Annotated in this window: 26 protein-coding genes and 1 pseudogene; 17 read left to right on the top strand and 10 right to left on the bottom strand. The window is 69.6% G+C overall.

Annotated features, from left to right (window positions below; genetic code table 11):
- Nucleotides 1-79: 79 nt before the first annotated feature.
- Both G9C85_RS01960 and G9C85_RS01955 read left to right on the top strand, forming a co-directional pair.
- Nucleotides 80-325, top strand: coding sequence for a hypothetical protein (locus G9C85_RS01960; protein WP_166036482.1), 246 nt, complete (start codon nucleotides 80-82; stop codon nucleotides 323-325).
- Complete coding sequence (locus G9C85_RS01955; RefSeq protein ID WP_166036481.1) at nucleotides 322-1164, top strand: 3-keto-5-aminohexanoate cleavage protein; 843 nt, start codon at nucleotides 322-324, stop codon at nucleotides 1162-1164. Before G9C85_RS01960 ends, G9C85_RS01955 begins: the two co-directional genes overlap by 4 nt.
- An 87-nt stretch (nucleotides 1165-1251) precedes the next feature.
- Here the strand turns inward: G9C85_RS01955 and G9C85_RS01950 are convergent, their stop codons facing one another.
- Nucleotides 1252-1914, bottom strand: coding sequence for an HAD family hydrolase (locus tag G9C85_RS01950; RefSeq protein ID WP_166036480.1), 663 nt, complete (start codon nucleotides 1912-1914; stop codon nucleotides 1252-1254).
- 82 nt (nucleotides 1915-1996) lie between these two features.
- Nucleotides 1997-3178 carry a lycopene cyclase domain-containing protein gene (locus G9C85_RS01945; protein WP_166036479.1) on the bottom strand — a complete coding sequence of 394 codons (1182 nt, stop codon included), beginning with the start codon at nucleotides 3176-3178 and terminating at the stop codon, nucleotides 1997-1999.
- Between the two features lie 166 nt (nucleotides 3179-3344).
- On the opposite strand from G9C85_RS01945, the gene G9C85_RS01940 reads away from it, so the two are divergent.
- The gene (locus G9C85_RS01940) at nucleotides 3345-4427 is read left to right on the top strand and encodes a GNAT family N-acetyltransferase (protein WP_166036478.1); all 1083 of its coding nucleotides are present in this window, start codon (nucleotides 3345-3347) and stop codon (nucleotides 4425-4427) included.
- 36 nt (nucleotides 4428-4463) lie between these two features.
- Nucleotides 4464-4874: a VanZ family protein gene (locus G9C85_RS01935; protein ID WP_166036477.1), complete on the top strand. Its 411-nt coding sequence runs from the start codon at nucleotides 4464-4466 to the stop codon at nucleotides 4872-4874.
- Between the two features lie 21 nt (nucleotides 4875-4895).
- On the opposite strand, the gene G9C85_RS01930 is transcribed toward G9C85_RS01935, so the two are convergent.
- On the bottom strand, nucleotides 4896-5870 hold the full coding sequence (locus tag G9C85_RS01930) for an ornithine cyclodeaminase family protein (RefSeq protein WP_166036476.1): 975 nt from the start codon (nucleotides 5868-5870) through the stop codon (nucleotides 4896-4898).
- Nucleotides 5871-5969: 99 nt separating this feature from the next.
- On the opposite strand from G9C85_RS01930, the gene G9C85_RS01925 reads away from it, so the two are divergent.
- On the top strand, nucleotides 5970-7154 hold the full coding sequence (locus G9C85_RS01925; RefSeq protein WP_166036475.1) for an FAD-binding oxidoreductase: 1185 nt from the start codon (nucleotides 5970-5972) through the stop codon (nucleotides 7152-7154).
- 254 nt (nucleotides 7155-7408) lie between these two features.
- On the opposite strand, the gene G9C85_RS01920 is transcribed toward G9C85_RS01925, so the two are convergent.
- From G9C85_RS01920 to G9C85_RS01910, 4 genes are all read right to left on the bottom strand, one after another.
- A complete protein-coding gene (locus tag G9C85_RS01920) occupies nucleotides 7409-7615 on the bottom strand; it encodes a hypothetical protein (RefSeq protein ID WP_166036474.1) in 207 nt (68 codons plus the stop codon).
- On the bottom strand, nucleotides 7612-8097 hold the full coding sequence (locus G9C85_RS01915; RefSeq protein WP_166036473.1) for an HTH domain-containing protein: 486 nt from the start codon (nucleotides 8095-8097) through the stop codon (nucleotides 7612-7614). The genes G9C85_RS01920 and G9C85_RS01915 overlap by 4 nt, the downstream gene beginning before the upstream one ends.
- Nucleotides 8098-8408: 311 nt before the next feature.
- Entirely contained in the window at nucleotides 8409-8534 is a 126-nt protein-coding gene (locus tag G9C85_RS19065; protein WP_275690760.1) for a hypothetical protein, read from the bottom strand.
- Nucleotides 8535-8624: 90 nt separating this feature from the next.
- Nucleotides 8625-9278, bottom strand: coding sequence for an HAD-IA family hydrolase (locus G9C85_RS01910; protein WP_166036472.1), 654 nt, complete (start codon nucleotides 9276-9278; stop codon nucleotides 8625-8627).
- Nucleotides 9279-9432: 154 nt separating this feature from the next.
- Between G9C85_RS01910 and G9C85_RS01905 the strand changes: the two genes are divergently transcribed.
- From G9C85_RS01905 to G9C85_RS19175, 3 genes and pseudogenes are all read left to right on the top strand, one after another.
- On the top strand, nucleotides 9433-10248 hold the full coding sequence (locus G9C85_RS01905; protein WP_166036471.1) for an aldo/keto reductase: 816 nt from the start codon (nucleotides 9433-9435) through the stop codon (nucleotides 10246-10248).
- Between the two features lie 103 nt (nucleotides 10249-10351).
- On the top strand, nucleotides 10352-11821 hold the full coding sequence (gene dinB, locus G9C85_RS01900) for a DNA polymerase IV (protein ID WP_369680757.1): 1470 nt from the start codon (nucleotides 10352-10354) through the stop codon (nucleotides 11819-11821).
- A 65-nt stretch (nucleotides 11822-11886) separates the two neighbouring features.
- Nucleotides 11887-12075, top strand: a pseudogene (locus tag G9C85_RS19175) (DnaJ domain-containing protein); the annotation flags it as partial.
- Nucleotides 12076-12104: 29 nt separating this feature from the next.
- On the opposite strand, the gene G9C85_RS18755 reads toward G9C85_RS19175, so the two are convergent.
- A complete protein-coding gene (locus tag G9C85_RS18755; RefSeq protein WP_240148767.1) occupies nucleotides 12105-12704 on the bottom strand; it encodes a hypothetical protein in 600 nt (199 codons plus the stop codon).
- On the opposite strand from G9C85_RS18755, the gene G9C85_RS18750 reads away from it, so the two are divergent.
- Complete coding sequence (locus G9C85_RS18750; protein ID WP_240148766.1) at nucleotides 12703-13323, top strand: hypothetical protein; 621 nt, start codon at nucleotides 12703-12705, stop codon at nucleotides 13321-13323. The two genes, G9C85_RS18755 and G9C85_RS18750, sit on opposite strands and share 2 nt — an antisense overlap.
- Nucleotides 13324-13344: 21 nt before the next feature.
- Here the strand turns inward: G9C85_RS18750 and G9C85_RS01890 are convergent, their stop codons facing one another.
- Nucleotides 13345-13980 (bottom strand): uracil-DNA glycosylase family protein, encoded by a 636-nt coding sequence (locus G9C85_RS01890; protein WP_166036469.1) that lies wholly within the window; start codon nucleotides 13978-13980, stop codon nucleotides 13345-13347.
- Nucleotides 13981-14103: 123 nt separating this feature from the next.
- On the opposite strand from G9C85_RS01890, the gene G9C85_RS01885 reads away from it, so the two are divergent.
- The 4 genes from G9C85_RS01885 (at nucleotide 14104) to G9C85_RS01870 (ending at nucleotide 16325) form a co-directional block, all read left to right on the top strand.
- A complete protein-coding gene (locus G9C85_RS01885; protein WP_240148765.1) occupies nucleotides 14104-14676 on the top strand; it encodes a peroxidase-related enzyme in 573 nt (190 codons plus the stop codon).
- Nucleotides 14677-14883: 207 nt separating this feature from the next.
- The gene (locus tag G9C85_RS01880) at nucleotides 14884-15474 is read left to right on the top strand and encodes an Lrp/AsnC family transcriptional regulator (protein WP_166036468.1); all 591 of its coding nucleotides are present in this window, start codon (nucleotides 14884-14886) and stop codon (nucleotides 15472-15474) included.
- A gap of 160 nt (nucleotides 15475-15634) precedes the next feature.
- Complete coding sequence (locus G9C85_RS01875; RefSeq protein ID WP_166036467.1) at nucleotides 15635-15835, top strand: heavy-metal-associated domain-containing protein; 201 nt, start codon at nucleotides 15635-15637, stop codon at nucleotides 15833-15835.
- A 64-nt stretch (nucleotides 15836-15899) separates the two neighbouring features.
- Nucleotides 15900-16325, top strand: a complete 426-nt coding sequence (locus G9C85_RS01870; protein WP_166036466.1) for a plastocyanin/azurin family copper-binding protein — start codon at nucleotides 15900-15902, stop codon at nucleotides 16323-16325.
- Between the two features lie 190 nt (nucleotides 16326-16515).
- On the opposite strand, the gene G9C85_RS01865 is transcribed toward G9C85_RS01870, so the two are convergent.
- A complete protein-coding gene (locus G9C85_RS01865) occupies nucleotides 16516-17655 on the bottom strand; it encodes a mechanosensitive ion channel family protein (RefSeq protein ID WP_166036465.1) in 1140 nt (379 codons plus the stop codon).
- 176 nt (nucleotides 17656-17831) lie between these two features.
- Here G9C85_RS01865 and G9C85_RS01860 point away from each other — a divergent pair, with 176 nt between their 5' ends.
- The 4 genes from G9C85_RS01860 to G9C85_RS01845 all read left to right on the top strand — a co-directional run bounded on the left by G9C85_RS01860 (nucleotide 17832) and on the right by G9C85_RS01845 (nucleotide 21934).
- Nucleotides 17832-18335 carry a metal-dependent hydrolase gene (locus G9C85_RS01860; RefSeq protein ID WP_166036464.1) on the top strand — a complete coding sequence of 168 codons (504 nt, stop codon included), beginning with the start codon at nucleotides 17832-17834 and terminating at the stop codon, nucleotides 18333-18335.
- A 161-nt stretch (nucleotides 18336-18496) separates the two neighbouring features.
- The gene (locus G9C85_RS01855) at nucleotides 18497-20266 is read left to right on the top strand and encodes an acyl-CoA dehydrogenase family protein (protein WP_166036463.1); all 1770 of its coding nucleotides are present in this window, start codon (nucleotides 18497-18499) and stop codon (nucleotides 20264-20266) included.
- Nucleotides 20267-20447: 181 nt separating this feature from the next.
- A complete protein-coding gene (locus G9C85_RS01850; RefSeq protein ID WP_166036462.1) occupies nucleotides 20448-21128 on the top strand; it encodes a class I SAM-dependent methyltransferase in 681 nt (226 codons plus the stop codon).
- A gap of 113 nt (nucleotides 21129-21241) precedes the next feature.
- Nucleotides 21242-21934: a class I SAM-dependent methyltransferase gene (locus G9C85_RS01845; RefSeq protein ID WP_166036461.1), complete on the top strand. Its 693-nt coding sequence runs from the start codon at nucleotides 21242-21244 to the stop codon at nucleotides 21932-21934.
- Nucleotides 21935-21955: the final 21 nt, after the last annotated feature.

Genomic DNA, 21955 nt, shown 5'->3' with positions numbered 1-21955 from the left:
AGTCCTCTGGCGACGACGCCGGAACCTGGTGGCGCGGATGCCCGCAAACGGTTACGGGCCAGCGACCCAACGAACCCGTATGACGTGCCCATTCCTCGAGTACCGGTCCGCGTCGGGCGACCGGTCGTTCGACGTCGCTCGCGCGTACTGCACCGCAGCCTCGGCGTTCGTGCAGCCGATGCGCGCCGACATCTGCAACGACCGCTACGACCTCCAGCACGACCGGGACTGCGAGATCTACCGCGAGCACGCCGACGAAGCGACTGCTGGAAAGGCGGCTGGTGGCGCGGAGGAGCCGACCGTCGACGCAGACGAGGACGCATGACGTACGACGACTACCTCGCTGGCGAGCCGGTGATCGTGACGGCCGCGCTCACGGGGGGCGTGCACGGGAAGGAGGCGAACCCGAACCTCCCGGAGTCGCCCGACGAGATCGGGCGCGCTGCCGCGGCTGCCGAGGCGGCGGGAGCGGCGGTCGTGCACGTGCACGCTCGCGAGCCGAACGGCGAGCGGTCGTTCGCGACGGAGCGCTTCCAGGCGGTCGACGACGCGATCCGCGAGCACGCGGACGACGTCGTGATCCAGCACTCCACGGGAGGCACCGCAGCGCCCGACGACGTCCGCCATCAGCCCCTGCGGACGGATCCGCCGCCGGAGATGGCGAGTCTCGACATGGGGCCGCTGAACCGCTACGATCACCTGACGAGCGAGAACACGCGCGCGCTCGTCGACTCCCTGCTCGCGGAGATGCGGGAACGCGGCGTCAAGCCCGAACTCGAGGTCTTCAACGACGGCCACCTGAACGAGGTCCACGGCCTCCTCGAGCGCGCCGACGTCGCGGATCCGCCGTACGCGACGCTGATCTTCGGCGGCGGCACGCTCACCCCACCGCGGCCGGAGAACCTCCTGCACGCGATCAGGAACCTCCCGGAGGGCGCGACGTTCAACACGCTCGGCTTCGGCCGCCACCAACTCCCCTTCGCGACACTCGGGATCCTGCTGGGCGGACACGTCCGCGTCGGCCTGGAGGACAACGTCTACTATCGACGCGGCGAACTCGCCGAGAGCAACGCGCAACTCGTCCAGCGCGTCGTCGACGTCGCCGAGACCCTCGGTCGGCCCGTCGCGACGCCCGACCAGGCCCGCGAGATACTCGGGTTGTAGCGAGTGCACCGCGATATCAGCGGTCTATAGCTATCGCTCGCCGTCGGTTCGCGCTCGCGGTCGAGTCTGTGGGAGGCCGTCGTTGGGTTAGTTACAGATCTGGTGGAGGTCCTCGAGTTCCTCGATGATCCACGTCGGCCAGACGTTCAGTTCCCAGTTCCGCCGGTGCGGGCGGCGGATGAACGCGGAGTCCATCCCGGCGCGTTCGGCGGCGGTGATGTCGGACTCGTTGTCGCCGATGAACAGCGCCGAGTCCGCGTCGGCTTCCAGGTCGGCGAGCGCGCGCTCGAGGTAGTGGGGGTTGGGCTTCCGGCGGTCGAGGCTCTCGATCGTCGCTTCGCGCCCGTACGCTGCGCCGAATTCGACGGGGACGTCGAAGTGATCGAGGAGGAAGTCCACGGTCTCCTGCTGGTTCGAACTCACGATGCCCATCTCGACCTCGAGGTCTTGGAGGACGTGCAGGTCGTCGTAGAACGTCTTCCGGCCCGCGCGGGCCTCCTCCTGCTGCGCGAGACTCAGCCGTCGGTCGCGCGTCCGCCAGAAGATGTCGGGGTCGATGTCGTAGTGCTCGCAGACGACGCCAACCTGTTCGGGGGTGGCGCCGATCGTCATGTCGTCGACGTGGTCGGGGTCCGGGTCGGTCACATCGAACAGTCCGAACGTCTCTTCCGTGGCGTCACGGAGGACGTCGAAGCTCGTTCGACCGACGAGGACACCGTCGTTGTCGAAGACGACGGTATCGTAACTCACGTCGAAGACAACAGTCGGTGGCTTTATAAGTGTTTCACTCCGGACAGCTCGTCGCGCGAGCCACCCATCGCTCGACCCGTCCTCAGGGTGCGTCGCCGTCCGCGTCCGTCTCGTGCAGGGTCTCGTGGATGCCGAGGACGAGCGCGGGCACGACGACCATGAACAGGTGCTCCTCTATCGGGATGCCGAGCAGCATCACGCCCGTTCGCATCGGGATGGCGAACACGCCGACCTCCAGGGTGTACCAGTCCCAGACGTACGCGATCGGGTAGAGGACGACGACGGTCGTCGCAGCGCGACGAGCGGCGTCGCGGCCGGCGCGGACGAGGAGGCCAGCGGCGAGTGCGCCGAACGCGACCTCCGTCGCGAGGTACGTCCACGGCCCGAGCACCGTGATGTCCGGGAGCGCAACCCCCGCGAGCGGTCGGAAGTAGACGGCGGCGACGAGGCCGGCGAGGAAGAGGTACGCGCCGCGGACGAGGAGCATCGTCGCCAGATCCGGGGGCGCGCGAGCGGCGTAGGCGGCGACGACGACGAACGCCGGTATCGCGAGTGGCGCGCTCGCGGGCACGACGCCGTCGACGGCGAACGCGAGCACCGCGAACAATCCAGCGCCGACGAGGCCGTACGCGAACCGGCGCGCGCGCTCCCGGCCGAGGAGGACGCCGACGGTGCGCTTGTCGATGGACGCGTCGTACGCCACGTCGGTCAGGTCGTCGATCACCTTCACGCCCGTGAGCACGAGCAGGAAGACGACCGCGAACGCGAGCGCCGCCGCTTCGAACGCGCCGGTCTGGGCGTGGTTGCTGCCGACGATGACGAGTGCGATGCCGACCGGGTACCCCATCGTCGCCCCGACAGGGTTCGTGTCGAGGACGGGCGCGTGCAGGAACCCGATCACCCACGTCGGGGCGAGCACGAGCGCCGACACAGGACCGACGGTCGACCAGAGGACGACGATGCACGCGAGGAACCCGACGGCGGCCGCGACGAGTGCAAGCCGACACCCGCCGGGCGTCAGGGGGTGGTCGTCGTCCTCGCCACGGAGATGGAAGTCGACGTAGCCGTCCTTGACGTGCGCGGTGTACACCGCGAAGAACGTCGCGACTGAGACGACGACGAGCGTCGGGACCGAGAACGTCCGCGCGAGCGCCGCCCCGAACCACGCCGCGGCGATCGGTGGGAGCATGAAGACGGGATGGACCTGCGACGCGTACGCACGCAGGTCCGCGACCGGTCCCGTCCCATGTCGAGCGGCACGCATATGTTGTGTGTTAGTTCACCACGTGGATAAGGGCTAGGTTTGCGGGGACCAGGCGGCCGTCACGGTCCGGCCCGACGGGAACCGAGCGAGTCCCCGCGGACGCCCCGACCGCTGGCGCGTGACAGTCTGGCAAGCCTTTTCAGGGGGCTTCTCCAAGGGGTCTGCAATGCCTATCTCTCCGCCGATCCAGGGAAGCGACCTCGAGACGCTCCCCGACGACACCGATCTCGTCGAGGAACTCGCCTCCCGACCCGACGTCGAGACGGTGCTCCCGAAGTTCGTCGGCGACGCCGACACCGGCCGATTCGTGACCTCGTTCTTCGTCGTCAAGGGCGAGACGATGACCGTCTACGCGCGCCGCCGCGACGGCGACACCGTCGACTTCGAGCAGGTCGCCTCGGGCGAGGTCTGCGAACCCGTCGGCTGGGTCGGGACCGTCTGGAACCAGACCCTCCAGTTCGCCGGCGACGACGTCGCGACCGTCGTCGACCTCCGCGAGCGCGCCGCCTACGAGAGCCACTGGCTGTTCGCCGGCCGCGACCCCGAGGAATCCTTCGAGGACTACCGCCTGGACCCGCTCGCGCACGAACCCACCGGGTTCGTCGAGTGCGAGCACACGCCCTCCGGCGAGAACGACCCCGTCCCGAACCTCGGCATCGACGTCTCCTCGTGCAGCCAGTGCGACGCCCCCCTGTTCGTGATGGGCGGCGGCGAGGGCACGCGCTCGATGGAGGTACTGAACGCCGTCCACATCGGCGAGGCGTTCGGCGACGACGTCATCCGCGGGTTCCGCGTCGTCCCAGACGGCCCCGTCAGCCCGAAGGAGGAGGCCCTGTACGTGCTCTCGCACATGGCGAACAACGAGAACCCGTCGCTCCCGCGGTACGCACGCGGCGGGAAGCAGGCCCTCATCTTCCTCGTCGGCGACCAGATCGTCGGGTACGCGACCTGGCAGCACACGGGCCCGCACGTCACGCTCGACGGCATCTACGTCCTCCCCGATTACCGCGGCGAGGGCGGCCTCGCCGAGACCGTCGTCCAGGGGTTCTACGACGAGGTCGAGAACGACGAGTACTTCGTCGAGACGCCGAACGAGGCCTGCGAGCGCGCGCTCGCTCGCGCCGGCCACCTCGACACCGGCGTCGCCACGCCCGTCGCGACGCTCGCCTGCCGGGACACGACCGACGCGTCCGAACCGGGCGCGATCTACAACGACCCCCGACCGCGCCAGTTCAACCCCGTCCAGTGACTCGACACTGACCGATTCCACCACCTGGACTCTCGCATGCCTCGACTCCCGCTCTTGCCACGGTTCGTTCGCGTCGGCGCGCTCCTCGCGACGCTCGCCGTCGTCGTCTACTTCTCGCTGCTCGACGCGCCCACAACTGGCGCGCCAGTCGGCCCCTGGTACGACAAGCAACTGCACTTCGCGGCGTACGCCGCGGTGACGGTCGCCGCCGTCGGTGCGACCGCCGAAGCCCGCCATCGACCTCGCGAGCGAGTGCTCGGCGTCGTCGCGTTCGCGGTCGCGTTCGGCGTCGCCATCGAACTCGCGCAGTGGCCGCTCGCCGGCCGCTACGCCTCCTGGGGCGACGTCCTCGCGAACGCCGTCGGGACGCTCGTCGGGACCGCCGCGTTCTGGATCGAGGCCCGCCTCGGGTACGCGACCAACCTCGGCGAGGCCTGGACCGACTGAGGGAGCGCGGGCTCCGGCAGACTACAGCGGGACGCGTTCGCCGACGTCCTGGTCGCGAGCGCGCTCGTCCACCCACGCCGCCGTCGCGGCGTCCAGCACCGCCGAACCCACGCTCTCGACGACGACGAGTTCGTCCGACGCCACCCCTGGGTCGTCGAACGAGTCCGCGAACGGCCGGAGTTCTTCGATGGACCGCCGTCCGGCGAGGTCGCCGGTCTCGACCGCCTCTTCGGGCACGTCCGCGTACAGTCGACTCGCGCGTTCGACGGTCGCGGCGTCGAGCTCGCACATCGCTTCGGTGTACGCGCCGACGGCGACGACCACGACGCCGTCCGGGCAGTCCGCGGCGTCGAACACGGGCTCTGTGCTCGTCGTCGCCGTCACGACCGCGTTCGCACCGTCGAGCGCGTCCGCGGGCGTGCTCGCCGCGCGGACGTCCGCGTCGAGCAGGTCTGCGAGGTCGCTCGCGCAGGCCGTCTTCGAGTCGCTCGGCGAGTACACCGCGACGGACGCGAGGTCGGTCGCGGCCGCGACCGCCCGGGTCTGCCAGCGCGCCTGCGTCCCCGCACCGAACACCGCCAGATGAGCTGGCGACTCCCCGAGGTGCGCGACCGCCAGCCCGCCGATGCAGCCCGTTCGCGCGTTCGTGATCGTCGTTCCCCCGAGCAGCGACTCGGGACGGCCAGTCGCCGCATCGGTCAACAGGACCTGCGCGTGCACCGTCGGCAACCCGTGGTCGGGGTTCTCCTCGTGGACGCTCGCGAGCTTCGTCGCGTACCGCTCGGCGCCGTGAACGTACGCCGGCATCGCGAGCCCCGTCCCGAGCGCGCGCCCGGGGTCGGCGTCGTCGAGGCCCGTTCCGACCGGGAAGTGCGGTCGCTCCGGTCGCTCGACCGCACCGGCGCGCTGCGCGCGGAACGCGTCGGCGACGACCGGGAGGAGCGCCTCGAGGTCTAGCAGGTCGGCGACGGCGGCGTCCGATATGACGCGAACCATACGTCGACGATGCGATGAACGACGTTAACGGTTCTGTAGCGCCGGGCTACCGGAGTGGTCGCGTGAAGGTTTAACTCGGCACCGGTCCGTCCATCTGGCATGAGAGTGGTCGTGATCGGCGGCGGCATCGTGGGGCTCGCATCGGCGCACGCGCTCGCGACCCGGGGCGCGGACGTCGTCGTCTGCGAGAAGCATTCGCTGGGCGCCGGCAGCACGGAGCGGTCCGCTGGCGGGATCCGAACGCAGTTCTCGACCGCGGTGAACGTCCGGCTCTCCATGGAGAGCATCCGCGTCTGGGAGTCCTTCGAGGACGAGTTCGGCGTCGACATCGCGTACCGGCGCGCCGGCTACCTGTTCCTCGCGCGCGACGACGAGACCGCGGCCGCCTTCGAGGCGAACGTCGAGATGCAGAACCGACTCGGCGCGGCGAGCGAGCTGCTCTCGCCCGACGCCGCCCGCGAGCACTGCCCGGGTCTCGACGCCGACGAGTTCGTCGCCGCCACGTTCTGTCCGACCGACGGGTTCGCCGACCCATACCTCGCCCTCCAGGGGTACGCGCAGGCGTGCCGGGACGTCGGCGTCGACGTCCGCACGCACACGCCCGTCGAGGCCATCCATCGCGAAGGCGACGGCACGGCCGACGGAGCGGACGACGACGCTGGCCGGGTCGTCGGCGTGGAGACCCTCGACGGCCGAATCGACGCGGACGCGGTCGTCAATGCTGCCGGCCCCTGGGCCCAGCGGGTGAACGACCTCGCGGGCGTCGACCTACCCGTCTCCCCGAGGCGCCGCCAGGTCGCCGTCGTCGACCCGGAGACGCCCGTCCCCGCCGACGTCCCGCTGACGATCGACCTCGACACGGGCGTCTACTTCCGACCGGAACGCGACGGCGCGGCCATCGTCGGCGGGCACTTCGCGACCGAGGATCCGCCCGCTGACCCCGACCGGTTCTCGACGACCGCCGACACCGACTGGACCGTCACCGCCGTCGAGCGCGCCGCCGACTGCGCGAACTACTTCGGTCCCGAAACCCGCATCAAGCGCGGCTGGGCGGGCCTCTACGCCGTCACGCCCGACCATCATCCGATCGTCGACGAACCCGCGCCCGGGTTCGTGACGGCGGTCGGGTTCTCCGGGCACGGCTTCCAGCACGCCCCCGCGACGGGCCGCCTCGTCGCCGACATCGTCCACGACGGCGCCCCCGGCCTCGAAGACGCCGACGCCCTCGCTGCCGACCGCTTCCACGGCGACGACCACACCGTCGAGGAACGCAACGTCGCCTGAGCGCCTCCCGCACCGACCTCGGGGCCACCAGCAGCGAGGATCCCTCGGTCGCGCTCGCCGTCGGTCGACCGACTGCAGCGGTTGGAAACGCGGCCAGTAGGAGAGGCGGGCGTCTCGGACCAGCGGTCGCGCGACGACCCCGGAGACGGTCAGTCGTCGTCGACCCCGGTAGATGGTCAGTCGTCGTCGACCCCGGAGACGGTCAGTCGTCGTCGACCCCGGAGACGGTCAGTTGTCGTCGACCCCGGAGACGGTCAGTCGGCGTCGACGCGGGGTTCGGGAATCGAGGTCGTGAGTCGGTCCTCGGGGACGAGCATGAGGAGTTCGCCGTCGCCGGTGTCGACGAGCTCCTGGTCGGTGTCGGTCCGCCAGAGGCACGACCGCCACGGGCCCTCTTCGAGGTTCTCGACGACCTCCGAGGGCGTGTACCGGCGGCCGTTGGAACCGACGTAGATCGTCATGACTCGGCGAGGACCCGCTCCGGTACGTCGAGCGACGCCTCGAGGGCGTCCAGGCGGGCTTCGACAGAGACGACGCGTCCGTCGTCGACGTGGGGCGTGACCCGCGCGACGTCGTCGACGGCGTCGTACTCGACGAGCGTGACCGTCGGGAACGTGAGGACGCGTCGCGCTTCCTCGAAGCCAATCGAGCACTCCTCGGAGATGGGGAGGTACGGGCCGAGGTCGACGCCCGTCGAGACGGCCCACTCCCTGGCGTCCATCACCGTCTCTCTGAGTGCGCTCCCGCCCGGGCTGTCCGCGGCGACGCCCGAGAGCGACAGGCGGTCGGGGACCATTCGCGTGCGGACGTCCGCGAACGCATCGACCGAAGTCGTCCGCTCGCGAAGTCGCTCCTGTCGGTCGCCGCCGCCCCCCGGGACGTCGGCTCGCATCCACAGTTCGGCCGTCCGTCCACCGTCGTCCGCTGGTGTCTGGCGCGTCACGTTCGTCTGAGAGAGCGGAGACCATCAAAAACGTTCCTACCGTTGAGAACGTTCGCATCACAGACAGGCGTAGCCTATCGTGCCAGTACGATGCGATTACTACCCATCCATAGATTCCATACGACCGCTGGCCCCCCGCCGTGGTCCAGGGATATTGGCCGACTGTCACGGTAGGCATCGCTGTCGTTACAGTTCATGTAGAATTCGCACGATCCGCCAGGCAGTTCCGTGTGAGAGAAAGACAAGCAAACCCTCGCGCCGTTCACGTCTTCGACTGTTCGGCGAGTCGAGAGCGACGAGAATCGGCGGTCTCAGTCGTCGGCCGGCGCGGGGCCGTCGTCGTTCACGGTGCCTCGCTCCCAGACGTTCGTGACCGATTCGCCGTTCGGTGGCGTGTGGGAGACGTCCTTCATCGAATCGCTGTTGCGGTCTGCCATCGTGCAACTCAGTAGCACATCTCCCGTACTTAACGCTGTCGGGGGGATAATTATAACAAACTGTACCACTGGCATGACCTAATATACCTATTATATCTCGAGGAGGTCGGGGATGCGGTGGAGCGAGTCCAGGTCGTACGTCGGCACCGGATCCGGTTCGAGCGTGCGATTGTGTTCGCGGCGGACGAGCGCCGAGTCGACGCCCGCCGCCACCGCCGCCCGCACGTCCGACGCTTTGTCGCCGACGTACAGCGCCGACGACGCACCGAGGTCCGCGAGCGCGCGTTCCAGGTAGTGCGGTTCGGGCTTCTTCCGACGGACGCTCTCCATCGTCGGCTCCCGCCCGTACCACGTCTCGAAGTGCCCGTGGAGGTCGTGCGCCTCGAACAGGTGATCGATGGTCGCGTTCTGGTTGTTCGACACCACGCCGAGCGGCACGTCCAGTTCGTCGAGGACGGAGACGTCGTCGTACGTCGGCTTCCGTCCTGCCTCCGTCTCCCGGCACTGGAACGTACTGAACTGTTCGTCGCGCTCCCGCCAGAACGCGTCGACGTCCAGCCCGTGCCGGTCGCACGTCTCCGCCACCCACGTCGGATCGACGCCCGCCACCATGTCGTCGAGCGTCTCTTCGCTCGCGTCAACGCTGAACGACTCGAACGCGGCCCGCGCGGCCTCCCGGAGTACGTCCCGGTCCGTTCGCTCGGTCAACACCCCGTCGTTGTCGAACACGACTGCGTCGTACACGCCCGACCCAACGGCCGCCAGCACTTCACCGTTTCCGCCCCGCGCCCGACCAGGGTCCCCCGGCGAACGGTCCCCGGACCGAGCCCGCTCGCTCGACGCGGCGTTCCCGTCCTCGACGACAGAACACATTACGGAGGCGCTCGAACCACGAGTTATGGAGCACGTCCCCGTCGGCGACGACGACGTCCCCGCCATCGGCCTCGGCACCTGGAAGCTCACCGGACAGACTGCGTACGGCACCCTCAAGACCGCACTCTCCCTCGGGTATCGACACGTCGACACCGCGCAAGCCTACGAGAACGAACGCCACGTCGGGAACGCGATCGCGGACGGCGACGTCGACCGCGACGACGTCTTCCTCACCACGAAGGTCCGCCCCGACCGCTACGAACCCGGCGACCTAGCGGCTTCCGTCCGCGAAAGTCTCGACCGCCTCGACACCGACTACGTCGACCTCCTCCTGCTGCACTGGCCGAACCCGCTCAGCGACCTCGACGCCACCCTCCGCGCGATGGCCGACCTCGTCGACGACGGGGCCGTTTCCCACGTCGGCGTCTCGAACTTCAGCCGCCGCCAGCTCGAGAAGGCGATCGCGCGCAGTCCCGTCCCGATCGCCACCAACCAAGTGCAGTTCCACCCATTCAAGCCACAGCGCGAGCTCCTGCGCTTCTGCCAGGACAACGACGTGATGCTGACCGCGTACAGCCCGCTCGCGCACGGGGCCGTCCTCGACGACGACCTCCTCTGGGCGATCGGCCGCCAGTACGACAAGACGCCCGCACAGGTCGCACTCCGCTGGGCGACACAGCACCGCGGGGTCTGCGCCGTCCCGAAGTCCCAGTCCCGCGAGCACCTCGCACAGAACCTCGACGTCTTCGACTTCGCACTCGACGCCGACGAGATGGAACGCATCGCCCGGCCCTCCGGCCTGAAGACCGCCGAGACGATGCTCCGGGGCATGCTCGGATGACGGCCACCCCCGCCGGAGTTCGACGCCGAAGGCACGATTTCACTTTCACTCCGGACCCGGAGGATTCGAGACGGTCGAGCCCGAACGGCCCATAGACCCACTCGTGCCAGACGACGTGACGCGACTGCCGGGCGCCGGCCCGGTCGAGAACGGTCCGCCCGACCAGATCGTCCTCCACGTCGACATGGACTGCTTCTACGCCGCCTGCGAGCGCCTCCGCGAGCCCGCTCTCGCGGGCGAACCCGTCGTCGTCGGGATGGGGTACGAGCCCGGCGACGACACCGGCGCGGTCGCGACGGCGAGCTACGAGGCCCGCGAGTTCGGCGTCGACTCCGCGATGGCGATCACGACCGCGCTCGAGCGCCTCCCGCGCCGGCAGGACGCGGACCCCGACGACCCCGACGTGCCCGACCCCGACGAGACCGGGCTCTATCGACCAGTCGACCTCGACCACTACCAGGCGGTCGGCGCGCAGGTCAAAGAGATCCTCCACGAGTGCGCGGACGTCGTCCGCGAGGTCAGCATCGACGAGGCGTACCTCGACGTCACCGACCGGACGAACTGGGACGTCGTCGAGGGGTTCGCGCGCCACGTCAAGCAGCGCGTTGCCCGCGAGGTCGGTGTCACCGCGAGCGTCGGCGTGGCGCCGACGATGAGCGCCGCGAAGGTCGCGAGCGACCACGACAAGCCCGACGGGCTCGTCGTCGTCCAGCCCGACGACCTCCGCGAGTTCCTCGCGCCGCTCGACGTCGAGGACGTTCACGGCGTCGGCCCGGTGACTGCGCGCGCGCTCGGCTCGGAGAGCATCGAGACCGCGGGCGACCTCGCCGCGGCCGACCGGGACGCGCTCGTCGAGCGGTTCGGGGAACGCGGCGGCGAACTCCACGACCGCGCTCGCGGGCACGACCACCGCGCGGTTACGCCCAGGGGCGACCCGAAGTCGTTCTCGCGGGAGTCCGCGTTCGGTTCGCCGGTCACGGACGCGACCCCGAAGCGCGAGCAGATTCGGACGCTCGCCGAGGCCGTCGCCGCCCGCGCCTCTCGCGAGGGCGCGCTCTACCGGACCATCGGCGTGAAGGCCGTCGAGCCGCCGTACGACGTGAACACGCGCGAACGCTCGCTCCCCGGCCCCGTCGACGACCCCGACCTCGTCGAATCCGCCGCGCTCGACCTCTTCGCGGAGTTCGAGGACGTGCCCGTGCGGAAGGTCGGCGTCCGCGTCGCGAACCTCGCGTTCACCGACCGCGACCAGCCCTCGCTCGACTCCTTCGGCGGCGACGCCGACGGAACCACCAGCGACGCGGACGCGAACGACGACGACGACGTCGACGGTGCTGACGCGAACGGCGATGACGACGCCGACGGTGCTGACCTGAAGGACGACGACGACGCCGACGGCGTCGACGTGACGCTCGGGGACTTCGAGCGCGTGCAAACCGACGACGAATCAGCGGACGGACACGAGAGCGCGCGCGAGGACGACGAAGTCACTGGCGAGTCGGAGTCCCAGACGGACGCGAGCCACAAGACAGATACCCTCCCGCCTGGCCAGCGTTCCTTGAGGGACTTCTAGCCCAACACCAAGCATTGCAAATATAAACCCCGCACTCGTTCCCGATACCAACACCCCCCACCTCCATGACCGACGACTTCGACTTCTACGACCTCCTCGAGATCGACGCGGACGCGGACCAGGAGGAGGTCAAGGACGCGTTCCGGACGAAGGTCCGGGAGTACCATCCCGACCTCAACGACGACCCGGACGCGCCCGCGCAGTTCACGGCGGTGAAGAAGGGCTACGAGATCCTCAAGGACCCCTCCGAGCGACAGGCGTACGATCGGCTCGGACACAAGGACTACGTGGCAAAGCGCACGTCGGGCATCCCGGACCCGAGCGCGTGGCGGACGGACGACGACGCCCGAGCCAGTAGCGGCAGTCGGTCGACGACCGCCAACGGTGGCGCTACGACCGGTTCCGGGTCGTCGACGTCGCGATCGACGAGTTCAGCCTCGCGTTCCTCGACGAGTTCGTCGAGCTCCTCGAGTTCGTCGGGGTCGTCGGGTTCGTCGAGTTCGTCGTCGAACCGCCGGTCGTCCGGGAGTTCCTCGTCCTCGTCGAACCGTCGGTCGTCGCGCAGGTCTTCGTCGTCGGACGCCTCGGGGAGCGGGTCCTCGAACCGGACGCGTCGGTCGTCGTCCACGTCGAGTTCGTCGTCGAACGGCGGGACGTCGAACCGTCGTGCGACCGCGAGTTCGGCGACGGGAGCCGGTCCCGCCGGTGCGAGCGCGGCCGGGACGTCCGGGTCGTCGACGCCGTCGGGGTCGGCGACTCCGTCTGGGTCGTCGACGAGCACGGACTCGACGATCGGAACGGGCTCGGAGTCGACCGAGTCCTCGTGGACGGACAACGCGCTGTTCGAGTGGTGGCGCGGCCTCCAGCTCGGGTGGCCGCTCATGCTGACCGCGACGCTCCTGTTCGTCGCCGGTGCCGCCCACTGGGCGTACGCGAACCTGGGCGCGTTCCGGTCGGTGGCCAGCGCGGTCGCGTCGGCGGGCACGGACACCGCCGCGCTCAGGGACGCGCTCGTCGCGCGCCGGGGCGTGCCGACGCTGTACGAGTTCGTCCGCGGCACCGAGCTCGTCGACCCCATGCTACCGACGCTCCAGTGGTACGGCGCGCTCGCCGGGAGCGTTGGTGTCGTCGTCCTCGCGTTCGGCCTCTACCGCGCCGTCTGGACGACGCATCCGTTCAAGTGGGTGACGATGAACGAGACGCTCGGCGTCGGCGCCGTCGCCGCGGCCGCGGCGGCCGTCTACGGCGGGCCGCTGCTCGCGGGCGCCGTCGTCCTCCCGTTCGTCTTCGCGGTCATCGTCAGGCACACGCGCGCGGCGTACAAGTTCAAGCCGACGTACGGGTACGTCCTCGGCGTGAGCGTCCCGCTCGCGACGCTCGGCGCGGAATACGTCCGGCCGTCGCCGCCGCTGGCCGTGGACCTCGCGGCCGTCGTCGTTCCCGTTCTCACCGTGCTCGTCCTCCTGTTCAGCGCGTTCGTCCGCCCGAAGCTCTTCGGGTGAAGAGGCCGTCGAGGAGTCGATTCAGCCGACGAGCGTCGCGACGCCCTTCGTCTGCCGATAGTCGCGGTGCCTGATGGCGTCCAGTCGGTCGACGAGCGCACGCCCGTCGCCGTCGGTCCACTCGGCGGGCTCGCGGACCGGCACGACGAGGAAGCCACGTCCGCGAATCTCGGTCGCGTGCAGCGCCGCGTCGTCGACGTCGGGGCCGACCTTTCGTCGCTGCGTCGTGTACTCGCGGAGGACGTGGTCGATCGCGCGCTCGCCGACCGGGAGGAGGATGTGCGCGTTGATCGCGCGCAGCTCGGTATCGAAGTACCGCTCCAGGTCCGCGTACGCGGCGGGACTCGGGTCCCGCGGCCGCCGACCCATGAACAGGTAGCTCAGATAGCAGTTCCGCATGGTCGGGTCCGGGGCGTCGTCCACGGCGACGAACTCGGTGTCGCGGAGGACGTCGAGCAGTCGCTCGCCCGCGACCGACCCCGTGAACGGGACGCCCGTCTCGTCGCCGCCGTGGACCGCCGGCCGGTCGCCGACGACGTGGAAGTCCGCGTTCGCGTCCCCGTACCCGTAGACCGCCGCCGGGTCGTCGTCGCCCGCGAACCGGTCGGGGACCACCAGCCCGAACGGATTCCGGACCCTGTCCGTGACGTTTCGCACGCCACAGCGTAGGCGACGACCCGGCAAAACGTTCGCGGTCGCGCCACCGCTCGTCACCGACCGCACGACCCGAAGCCGACGGAGAGGGCTGGTTTCTTGTGCCGTCCCCGCGACGCGTCGAGCATGACAGACGACGTCCCGGCGATGACTCGATTCCCCGTTCCGGACCGCGACGACCTCCCCGAGGACCTCCAGGAGCGGATGACCGACGAGGAGGAGGAGGCGGGCTTTCTCGCGAACGTCTTCGCGGCGTTCGCGTACCGGCCCTCGCACTTCCGCGCGTTCTTCGCGTACTACGACGCACTCACCGAGCACACCGAACTGGAGCGCGAGGAGATCGAGATGATCGTCGTCGCGGTCTCGGGCGCGAACGACTGCTACTACTGCAACGTCGCCCACGGCGCGCTGGTCCGCATCTACGCGGACGCGCCGCTGCTCGCCGACCAGCTCGCCTCGAACCACCGGATCGCGGACGTGAACGACGCCCATCGGGCGATGCTCGACTTCGCGGTGAAGCTCACGGAGGACCCCGCGACCGTCGAGGAGGAAGACGTCGAGGCCCTCGAGGACCACGGGTTCTCGCGACGTGCGGTATGGGACGTCGGGAGCGTCGCCGCGTTCTTCAACCTCTCGAACCGGATGGCGCACCTCGCGGACATGCGGCCGAACGCGGAGTTCCACGCGCTGGGTCGATGACCGCCTCGACGATACTGTCTGCTACCTGGTAGAACGTCTCGTCGACGGCGTTCGGTGTCCGCTCATCGGTATCTGCCCAGTTCTGGGGCAAGGACCGGAACCGCTAGGCTGCGTCGACTGGGATCCACCCCCACGAATATTTACGAGGGGCTCGTTTTTCAAACTATGTCGAAACTTGTATAGCCGAAAACCATATCGTATTCAGACATGCGCGACTTGGACGACACCGACCTCGACATCCTCCGACTGCTCGTCGAGGACGCCCGCCGCCCGTACAGCGAGATCGCGGACCGCGTGAACGTCTCCCCGCCGACGGTCTCCGACCGCGTCGAACGGCTCGCGGACCTCGGCGTCATCAACCGGTTCACGATCGACATCGACCGGTCGTTGATCTCTCGTGGCATCCCCGTGCTCGTCGAACTCGACCTGGCGCCGGACGCCGACGACCGCGTCGCGAAGCGGCTCGCGGACGCCGAACCGGTCGAGCACGTCTACCGAACCGCCGAGAACCGCATCGTCGCGAACGCGACGGTCCCTGCGGGCGACGTCCGGAAGACGCTCCGCCGGATCGTCGACATGGAACTCGTCGAGGACGTCGACGTCAGTCTGCTCGAGGAGTACACGTGGGATCCCCAGGTCGCGGACGGCGAACTCAGCCTCTCCTGCGTCGAGTGCGGGGACGCCGTGTCCCACGAGGGCGTGACGACGCAGTTCGAGGGCGACCTGTTCCACTTCTGTGGCGACGACTGCCACGCGACGTTCGAGGACCGGTACAGCGGACTCCCGAACCAGACGTGACGACTCCCTCGCACTGAAGCGCGAGACTTCCCGACAGCCCTCCACCGATACCCTCCACGATTCCGGACTGCTCCAGCGACTCGCTCGCCGCATTCCGCTGGACTCGCGGGCGCTCCGCGCGACCAAAACTGTTCTAACCCCGGCACGTGGAGTGTGGGCCATGAGCACGACACTGCGCGTGACTGGTATGACCTGCGACGGCTGCGAGGACATCGTGGAGACCGCACTGGAGATGGCGGACGGCGTCGACACCGCGACTGCGGACCAGGAGGCTCAGGAGGCCACCGTCGAGGGCGACGCGAGCGTCGAGACGCTCATCGAGAAGGTTCGGCTCGCTGGATACGAGGCCGAGGCCGCCTGAGACGCCGGTCGTCGCCGCTGGCGCACGTCGCCGGGTTTACGTCATCGACCGCGTAGGTTCGACCATGAGCGAGAAGGGCGACGACGAGTCGAGGGCGCTTGGACGACGAACGGTGCTCGGGACGGCCGCGGCGCTCGGTGCGGCGTCGCTCGCGGGCTGCTTCGCCGGTGACGACGACGGGGAGGGCACAACCGCCGACTCGAACGCGGTCGTGGTCGGGCCGGGCAGCGAGTACTCGTACGCGCCCGAGGAGGTGACGACGTCCGTGGAGGAAACGATCACGTGGACGTGGGACTCCCCGAACCACAACGTCGTCGTGCGAAGTCAGCCCGAGGGCGCGGGCTGGGAGGGGACCGACGGCGACGCGAGCACGACCTACGGCGAGGACCACGTCTACGAGTACGCGTTCGAGATGCCCGGAACGTACGAGTACTACTGTCAGCCCCACGAGGGCCTCGGGATGGTCGGGACGGTCGTCGTCGAAGAGTGACGGTCGGTGGGGGCCGGATTCGACTCCCGTGAGGGGAGTGGGTTCACACTCAGAGGTCGACGCGGTTCAGGTACCAGAGCGCGACGTAGGCGACGCCGCCGATCGCGAACAGGACGACGGGGATGACGAACGGACCGAGGACGTCGTAGGCGGCGTCGAGCACACCCGAGGCTGCGGCCCGGAGGTCCTTCTATCGTTCGGCGTCCCCGCCATCGGCGACGGGAGCGTCCGCGGTCGCCGAGTCCCGTGAGTCCGGTGCGCTCGACGCGGCAGCGGTCGGTCGCACGTGGACGTCGCGCTGCGGGAACGGAATCTCGACGTTCGCGTCGTTCATCGCGTCGTACAGCCCCTTGTTGAGGCGGTGGATCGCCTTCGCGCGCTTCACGGGCGTACTCACCCAACAGAGGAGTTCGTACTCCAGAGCGGAGTCGCCGAACTCGCGGAGGCGCATCCGGGGCTTCGGCGAGTCGAGCGTGAGCGACTCGTCGAGCGCGACGTCGACGGCGAGGTCTTCGAACGCGTCCAGGTCCGTGCCGTAGGCGACACCGAGGGGGACGCGGATGCGGCGACGGCGCTGTGGCGCGGACTCGTTCGTGATGCTCGCGGAGTTCAACACGGAGTTCGGGACGGTGACCATCACCTCGTCGCGCGTCAGGAGCGTCGTCGACCGGATGCCGACGCGGACGACCGTCCCGGCGTCGCCCGTGTCGAGCACGATGTAGTCGCCGATCTTGTACGTGTCGTCGAAGTACAGCGCGAGCCCACCGAAGAAGTTCGCGACGGTGTCCTTCGCCGCGAACCCGACGGCGATGCCGGCGATGCCGGCCGCCCCAAGCAGGGGCGTGATGGCGATCCCCCAGATGGTGAGGACGAGGAACCCGGCGCCGAGGAGGACGACGAGCGTCCAGACGTTCGAGAATATCGGGGCGAAGTCGTACTTCCCGGTCTTGTCGACTTCCTCGACGCTCCGGTTGACGATGCTGTTGAGCGCGTACGCCCAGACGAGGACGATGACGGAGGCGACGGGTTGCTGGAAGAACGCGGCGAGTTCGTCCTCGGCGACGACCGTTGGACCGGTCGTCTGGACCTGCGTGAGGACGTAGACGCCGCCGAGGGCGGCGGTGACGACGAGCGGCCACCTGAGTTCGGCGAGGACGATGTCGTCGAACGCGCTCCCCGTGGACTTCACGAACCGGCGGGCGAGGCGGAGGACGACGAACTCGAGGACGAGCGCGGCGGCCAGGGAGACGACGAGAACGAGGATCGTGCGTTCGACGAGCCCGTACCCGGCGAGGGACTCGAGGAGCGCGTCGAGGAGCGAGAGCGTCATGCGGTCCGTACGTCGTCACCGAGCATAGCCGTTTACAGTTCGTGGTCGGTTCGTGCCCGCATCCAGTCCGTCTACTGGCGCCGGCGTGCGTCGTCGGCTGCGTCGTCGTCCCGTTCGGACGCTGGCTTCCTCGACCTCGTCCGAGCGTACTTCAGGGAGTACGCGCAAGGTTCGGCGTGTATCAGCTCGGTCACTACGGAGTGTCTCTGCTGCTGTACGCGCCGGTCGGGCTCGCGCTCGCGTTCGGCGACGAAGGCTGGCTGGCGGTCCTCGGCGGCGCTGGCGTGCTGGCTGTCGCCACGCTCCCGGACGTCGACCACCGCATCCCCGGCGTCAGACACCGCGGCGTCACGCACACCGTCCCGTTCGCCGTGCTCGTCGGCGTGGCCTTCGCGGGCGGCGTCCTCGCGCTCTGCCAGGCCGGTTCCGACCCGCTCCCGGCGACCGAACTCGTCGGGTCCGTCGCGTTCGCGTTCGCCGTCGGCACGTTCGGCGTCCTCGCGCATCTCGCCGGGGACGCCCTCACCCCGATGGGCGTCCCGGTCCTCTGGCCGCTCTCCGATCGACGGTACACGGTCTCGCTGACGCGGGCCGACAGCCCCCTCTGGAACGTCCTTCTGTTCGCGCTCGGCGTGCTCGCGACCGCGACGGCGGGATACCTCGCGGTCCAGGTCGGGTAACCCCAGTCGGGCACGTAACCCCAGTCGGGCGCGTAACCTCGGTCGATCACCTGACTCTCAGTCGGTGGCATGACGCCACCACGCCGCGGCCGATCGAACGACCGACGTACACGTGTCACACGGTGGGAACTCACTTGGCGCTGGCCGCCGTGGTCTCGGCCATGACCGGGTTCGACTACGCCGACCTCGACCGGGGCCGGCACGTCAACTACTACGCGCACGACCCGACGCTCCAGCGGGCAGTCGCTCGCGTCCTCGACGGCGACGACCACGCCGACGCCACCGAGCGACTCGACGCGTTCGGCGAGCACGTCGGCCACACCATCGCGGACCACGCGGACTACGTCGACGACCACGGCCCGGAACTGCGGACGTACGGCGACCACGGCGACGTCGTCAACGACGTCCGGTACCCCGCCGAACTCCACGAGGAGGCCCGGCTCACGTACGAGTCCGGGACGGTCGCGGACGTCTTCGACGCCCCCGACGGCCGAGACGATCCGCTCCCGTTCACGCATCACTTCGCGATGGGCTACCTCCTGTCGATGGCGGACGCCGGCCTGTACTGTCCCGTGTCGATGACCGCTGGCGTCGCACTCGTCCTCGACAAGTACGGCGACGGCGACGTCCACGACGCGCTCTACGCCGAGACGACGAGTCGCGACTACGACGCGCTCTCCGAGGGCGCGATGTTCCTCACCGAGGAGCAGGGCGGGAGCGACGTCGGCGCCACCGAGACGGAAGCCGTTCCCGCCGGCGACGGGACGTACCGACTGACGGGCGAGAAGTGGTTCTGTTCGAACATCGACGCGCAGGCCACGCTCGCCCTCGCTCGCACGCCGGACGCGCCAGAGGGCACGAAGGGCCTGTCGCTGTTCGTCGTCCCGCACGAACTCGAGGACGGCACGCTCAACGACCAGCTCTATCGGCGCCTGAAGGACAAACTCGGCACGATATCGGTGCCGACGGGCGAGGTCGAACTGACTGGCGCGACCGGCTACCTCGTCGGCGAGGAGTCCCGCGGCTTCGCGTACATGACGGACATGCTGAACCTCGAGCGGCTCGCGAACGCCGCCGCCTCGTGCGGGATACTCGCGCGCTCGCTCTTGGAGGCGAAGGTCCAGGCCGCGAACCGGGAGGCGTTCGGGAACCCCATCCAGGAGTACCCGCTCATGCGCCGGGACCTCGTCGACATGGCGGTCGACCACGAGGCCGCGACCGCGTTCGTGTTCGACGCTGCGGATACGTTCGACACGCGCGAGCGCGCCGACGACGACGCCGTCGCGAACGAGGCGTACCGCCTGATGCGCGTGCTCGTCCCGATCGCGAAGTACCGCACGGGCCGGATGGCGGTCGACACGGCGAGCTACGCGATGGAGATCCTCGGCGGGAACGGGTACGTGAACGACTTCGTCACGAATCGATTACTCCGGGACGCACAGGTCCTCCCGATCTGGGAGGGAACGTCGAACGTCCTCTCCCTGGACGTCCTCCGGGCGCTCGACCGCGAGGACGCCCACGAACCGCTCCTCGAACGCATCCAGTCGTATCTGGACGCGGCGACCCACGACGCGCTCGCCGAGACCGTCGACGTCGTCCGCGACGAGCACGCGGACCTCGGCGGCGCGCTCGCGCACCTCGCGGCCCTCGACGCCGACGAGGCACAGTTGCAGGCGAAGGACCTCGCGGACTACGTCTTCGACGTCTACACCGCGAGCCTCCTCTGCGAGATGGCCCAGCGCGACCTCGAAGACGGCGACGGCCGCCTCGCGCTCGTCGCCCGCCGCTTCGTCGACACGCACCTCGGCGACGACGACCAGCGCGGCATCACCGACGACGACCGGTTCGCGCTCGACCGCTTCGACGCCGTCGTCCGCCACCACGCCGTCGACCCCGACGACATCGTTGCCGCGCACGCTGCCGACGATTGATCGCGAGCGCCAGCGACCCTCGCGCGGTCGCCACCGGCTCCCCGGGGGCGCCAACGATTCCCCGAAGGCAGCAACGACCCTCCGGCGGGCGACAGACGACGGCGACCGCGGCCTGTTCTCCCGTGCCAAACACTCGCACATCGGGAGAAGACACTTGCACTCGGCCGCGGTTCCTCCGACAATGACGACCAGCGACGACGACGCCCTCGCCCAGCGCACCGCGGTCAGGCGCGGGTACGACGACCTCGCCGACGCCTACGCCGCCGAACGAGACGAGAGCGATCACGCCGCGCTCCTCGATCGCTTCCTGACGGACGCACCCGACGGCCGCGTCCTCGACGCCGGCTGCGGCGCCGGTCAGCCCGTCCTCGCGCGACTCGCTGACGACCGCCCCGTCGTCGGGATGGACTTCTCGACGGCACAGATCGAGCGGGCTAGCACTGTCGCTCCCGGTCGCGTCGCCCAGGGCGACATGACTGCGCTCCCCTTCTCGGACGACGCGTTCGCCGCCGTCGCCGCGTTCTACTCCATCATCCACGTCCCCTTCGACCAACACCAGGCAGTATACGAGGAGTTCGCACGCGTCCTCGAACCGGGCGGGACGCTCCTCGTCACCGTCGGCGCCGAGGACTGGAATGGTCGGAACGACGACTGGCTCGACACCGGCACCGCCATGGAGTGGAGCACCTACGGGGCAGAAAAGAGCCGCGAACTGCTCGACGACGCCGGGTTCGACGTCTACGACGTGGTCGGCGTCGTCGACACGGTCCAGGACGGCGACGCGCCCGACGAAACCCGCATCGTCGACCCCGACGCCGAGGACGCCGGCCACCCGTTCTGCTTCGCGCGACTCGCGAACTGACGGCATCGCTGCCCCGCGACGAGACCTCGCTCCGGCGGCCCGGCGCACTCGCAGCCGACCACCCACGTCACTTTGGCGGAACACCCATGCCGTCGGGGTACCCTCAAGCGACTGTGCACTTCGAGGACGACCGTCCGCAGCCGTCGGTCCGCAGCCCCGACTGCGGCGACCCCGGCGACTCCAGCGAATCCTCGGATCCCGCCACCGGCGAATGGGGAACGCGCGAGGACGACGCCCTCCTGGCGCGACTGCGCGTGGACGCCGCGGACGGCGCAGTGCTGGACGCGGGCTGCGGGAACGGGCGGCCAGTCCTCGACGGCCTCGCTCCCGACCGGCCCGTCGTCGGCGTCGACGCCGCCACCGGCCAGGTCGCCAGAGCGGCCCGCGTTGCGCCCGGTCGCGTCGTCCAGGGAAACATGACCGCGCTCCCGCTCGCCAGCGACGCCGTCGCGGCCGTCACCGCGTTTCGCTCCGTCATCCACGTCCCGACCAGCGAGCACGAAACGGTCTACGAGGAGTTCGCTCGCGTCCTCCAGCCCGGCGGCGTCTGCTACGTCACCGTCGGCACGGAGACGCGGGCCGAGCCGAGCGACGCGTGGCTGGACGGCGGCGAACCCATGGAGTGGACCGTCCTCGGCCCCGACGAGAGCACGCGCCTGCTCGAAGCCACCGGGTTCGACGTCTACGACGCCGTCGGACTCCGCGACTCGGTCGACGCCAGCCGCGACCGCGCGAACGGTCGGCTCGTCGACGCCGACCATCCCGACGCGGAGACGGTCGTGCTGCTCGCGCGGCTCCCGGGATGACGGTTCGAATGGCCAGCTGGG

The organism is Halorubellus sp. JP-L1 (assembly GCF_011440375.1).
GTDB lineage: Archaea > Halobacteriota > Halobacteria > Halobacteriales > Natrialbaceae > Halorubellus.
The sequence above is the reverse complement of the archived record's forward strand: the minus strand, read 5'-3'. Positions and strand labels throughout refer to the sequence as shown.

Bases quoted from the DNA above. Each gene is read 5' to 3' on its own strand.
- G9C85_RS01960 (WP_166036482.1), top strand. From the start codon at position 80: ATGACGTGCCCATTCCTCGAGTACCGGTCCGCGTCGGGCGACCGGTCG.
- G9C85_RS01955 (WP_166036481.1), top strand. From the start codon at position 322: ATGACGTACGACGACTACCTCGCTGGCGAGCCGGTGATCGTGACGGCC.
- G9C85_RS01945 (WP_166036479.1), bottom strand. From the start codon at position 3,178: ATGCGTGCCGCTCGACATGGGACGGGACCGGTCGCGGACCTGCGTGCG.
- G9C85_RS01940 (WP_166036478.1), top strand. From the start codon at position 3,345: ATGCCTATCTCTCCGCCGATCCAGGGAAGCGACCTCGAGACGCTCCCC.
- G9C85_RS01935 (WP_166036477.1), top strand. From the start codon at position 4,464: ATGCCTCGACTCCCGCTCTTGCCACGGTTCGTTCGCGTCGGCGCGCTC.
- G9C85_RS01930 (WP_166036476.1), bottom strand. From the start codon at position 5,870: ATGGTTCGCGTCATATCGGACGCCGCCGTCGCCGACCTGCTAGACCTC.
- G9C85_RS01925 (WP_166036475.1), top strand. From the start codon at position 5,970: ATGAGAGTGGTCGTGATCGGCGGCGGCATCGTGGGGCTCGCATCGGCG.
- G9C85_RS01920 (WP_166036474.1), bottom strand. From the start codon at position 7,615: ATGACGATCTACGTCGGTTCCAACGGCCGCCGGTACACGCCCTCGGAG.
- G9C85_RS19065 (WP_275690760.1), bottom strand. From the start codon at position 8,534: ATGGCAGACCGCAACAGCGATTCGATGAAGGACGTCTCCCACACGCCA.
- G9C85_RS01905 (WP_166036471.1), top strand. From the start codon at position 9,433: ATGGAGCACGTCCCCGTCGGCGACGACGACGTCCCCGCCATCGGCCTC.
- G9C85_RS18750 (WP_240148766.1), top strand. From the start codon at position 12,703: ATGCTGACCGCGACGCTCCTGTTCGTCGCCGGTGCCGCCCACTGGGCG.
- G9C85_RS18755 (WP_240148767.1), bottom strand. From the start codon at position 12,704: ATGAGCGGCCACCCGAGCTGGAGGCCGCGCCACCACTCGAACAGCGCG.
- G9C85_RS01885 (WP_240148765.1), top strand. From the start codon at position 14,104: ATGACAGACGACGTCCCGGCGATGACTCGATTCCCCGTTCCGGACCGC.
- G9C85_RS01880 (WP_166036468.1), top strand. From the start codon at position 14,884: ATGCGCGACTTGGACGACACCGACCTCGACATCCTCCGACTGCTCGTC.
- G9C85_RS01875 (WP_166036467.1), top strand. From the start codon at position 15,635: ATGAGCACGACACTGCGCGTGACTGGTATGACCTGCGACGGCTGCGAG.
- G9C85_RS01870 (WP_166036466.1), top strand. From the start codon at position 15,900: ATGAGCGAGAAGGGCGACGACGAGTCGAGGGCGCTTGGACGACGAACG.
- G9C85_RS01865 (WP_166036465.1), bottom strand. From the start codon at position 17,655: ATGACGCTCTCGCTCCTCGACGCGCTCCTCGAGTCCCTCGCCGGGTAC.
- G9C85_RS01855 (WP_166036463.1), top strand. From the start codon at position 18,497: ATGACCGGGTTCGACTACGCCGACCTCGACCGGGGCCGGCACGTCAAC.
- G9C85_RS01850 (WP_166036462.1), top strand. From the start codon at position 20,448: ATGACGACCAGCGACGACGACGCCCTCGCCCAGCGCACCGCGGTCAGG.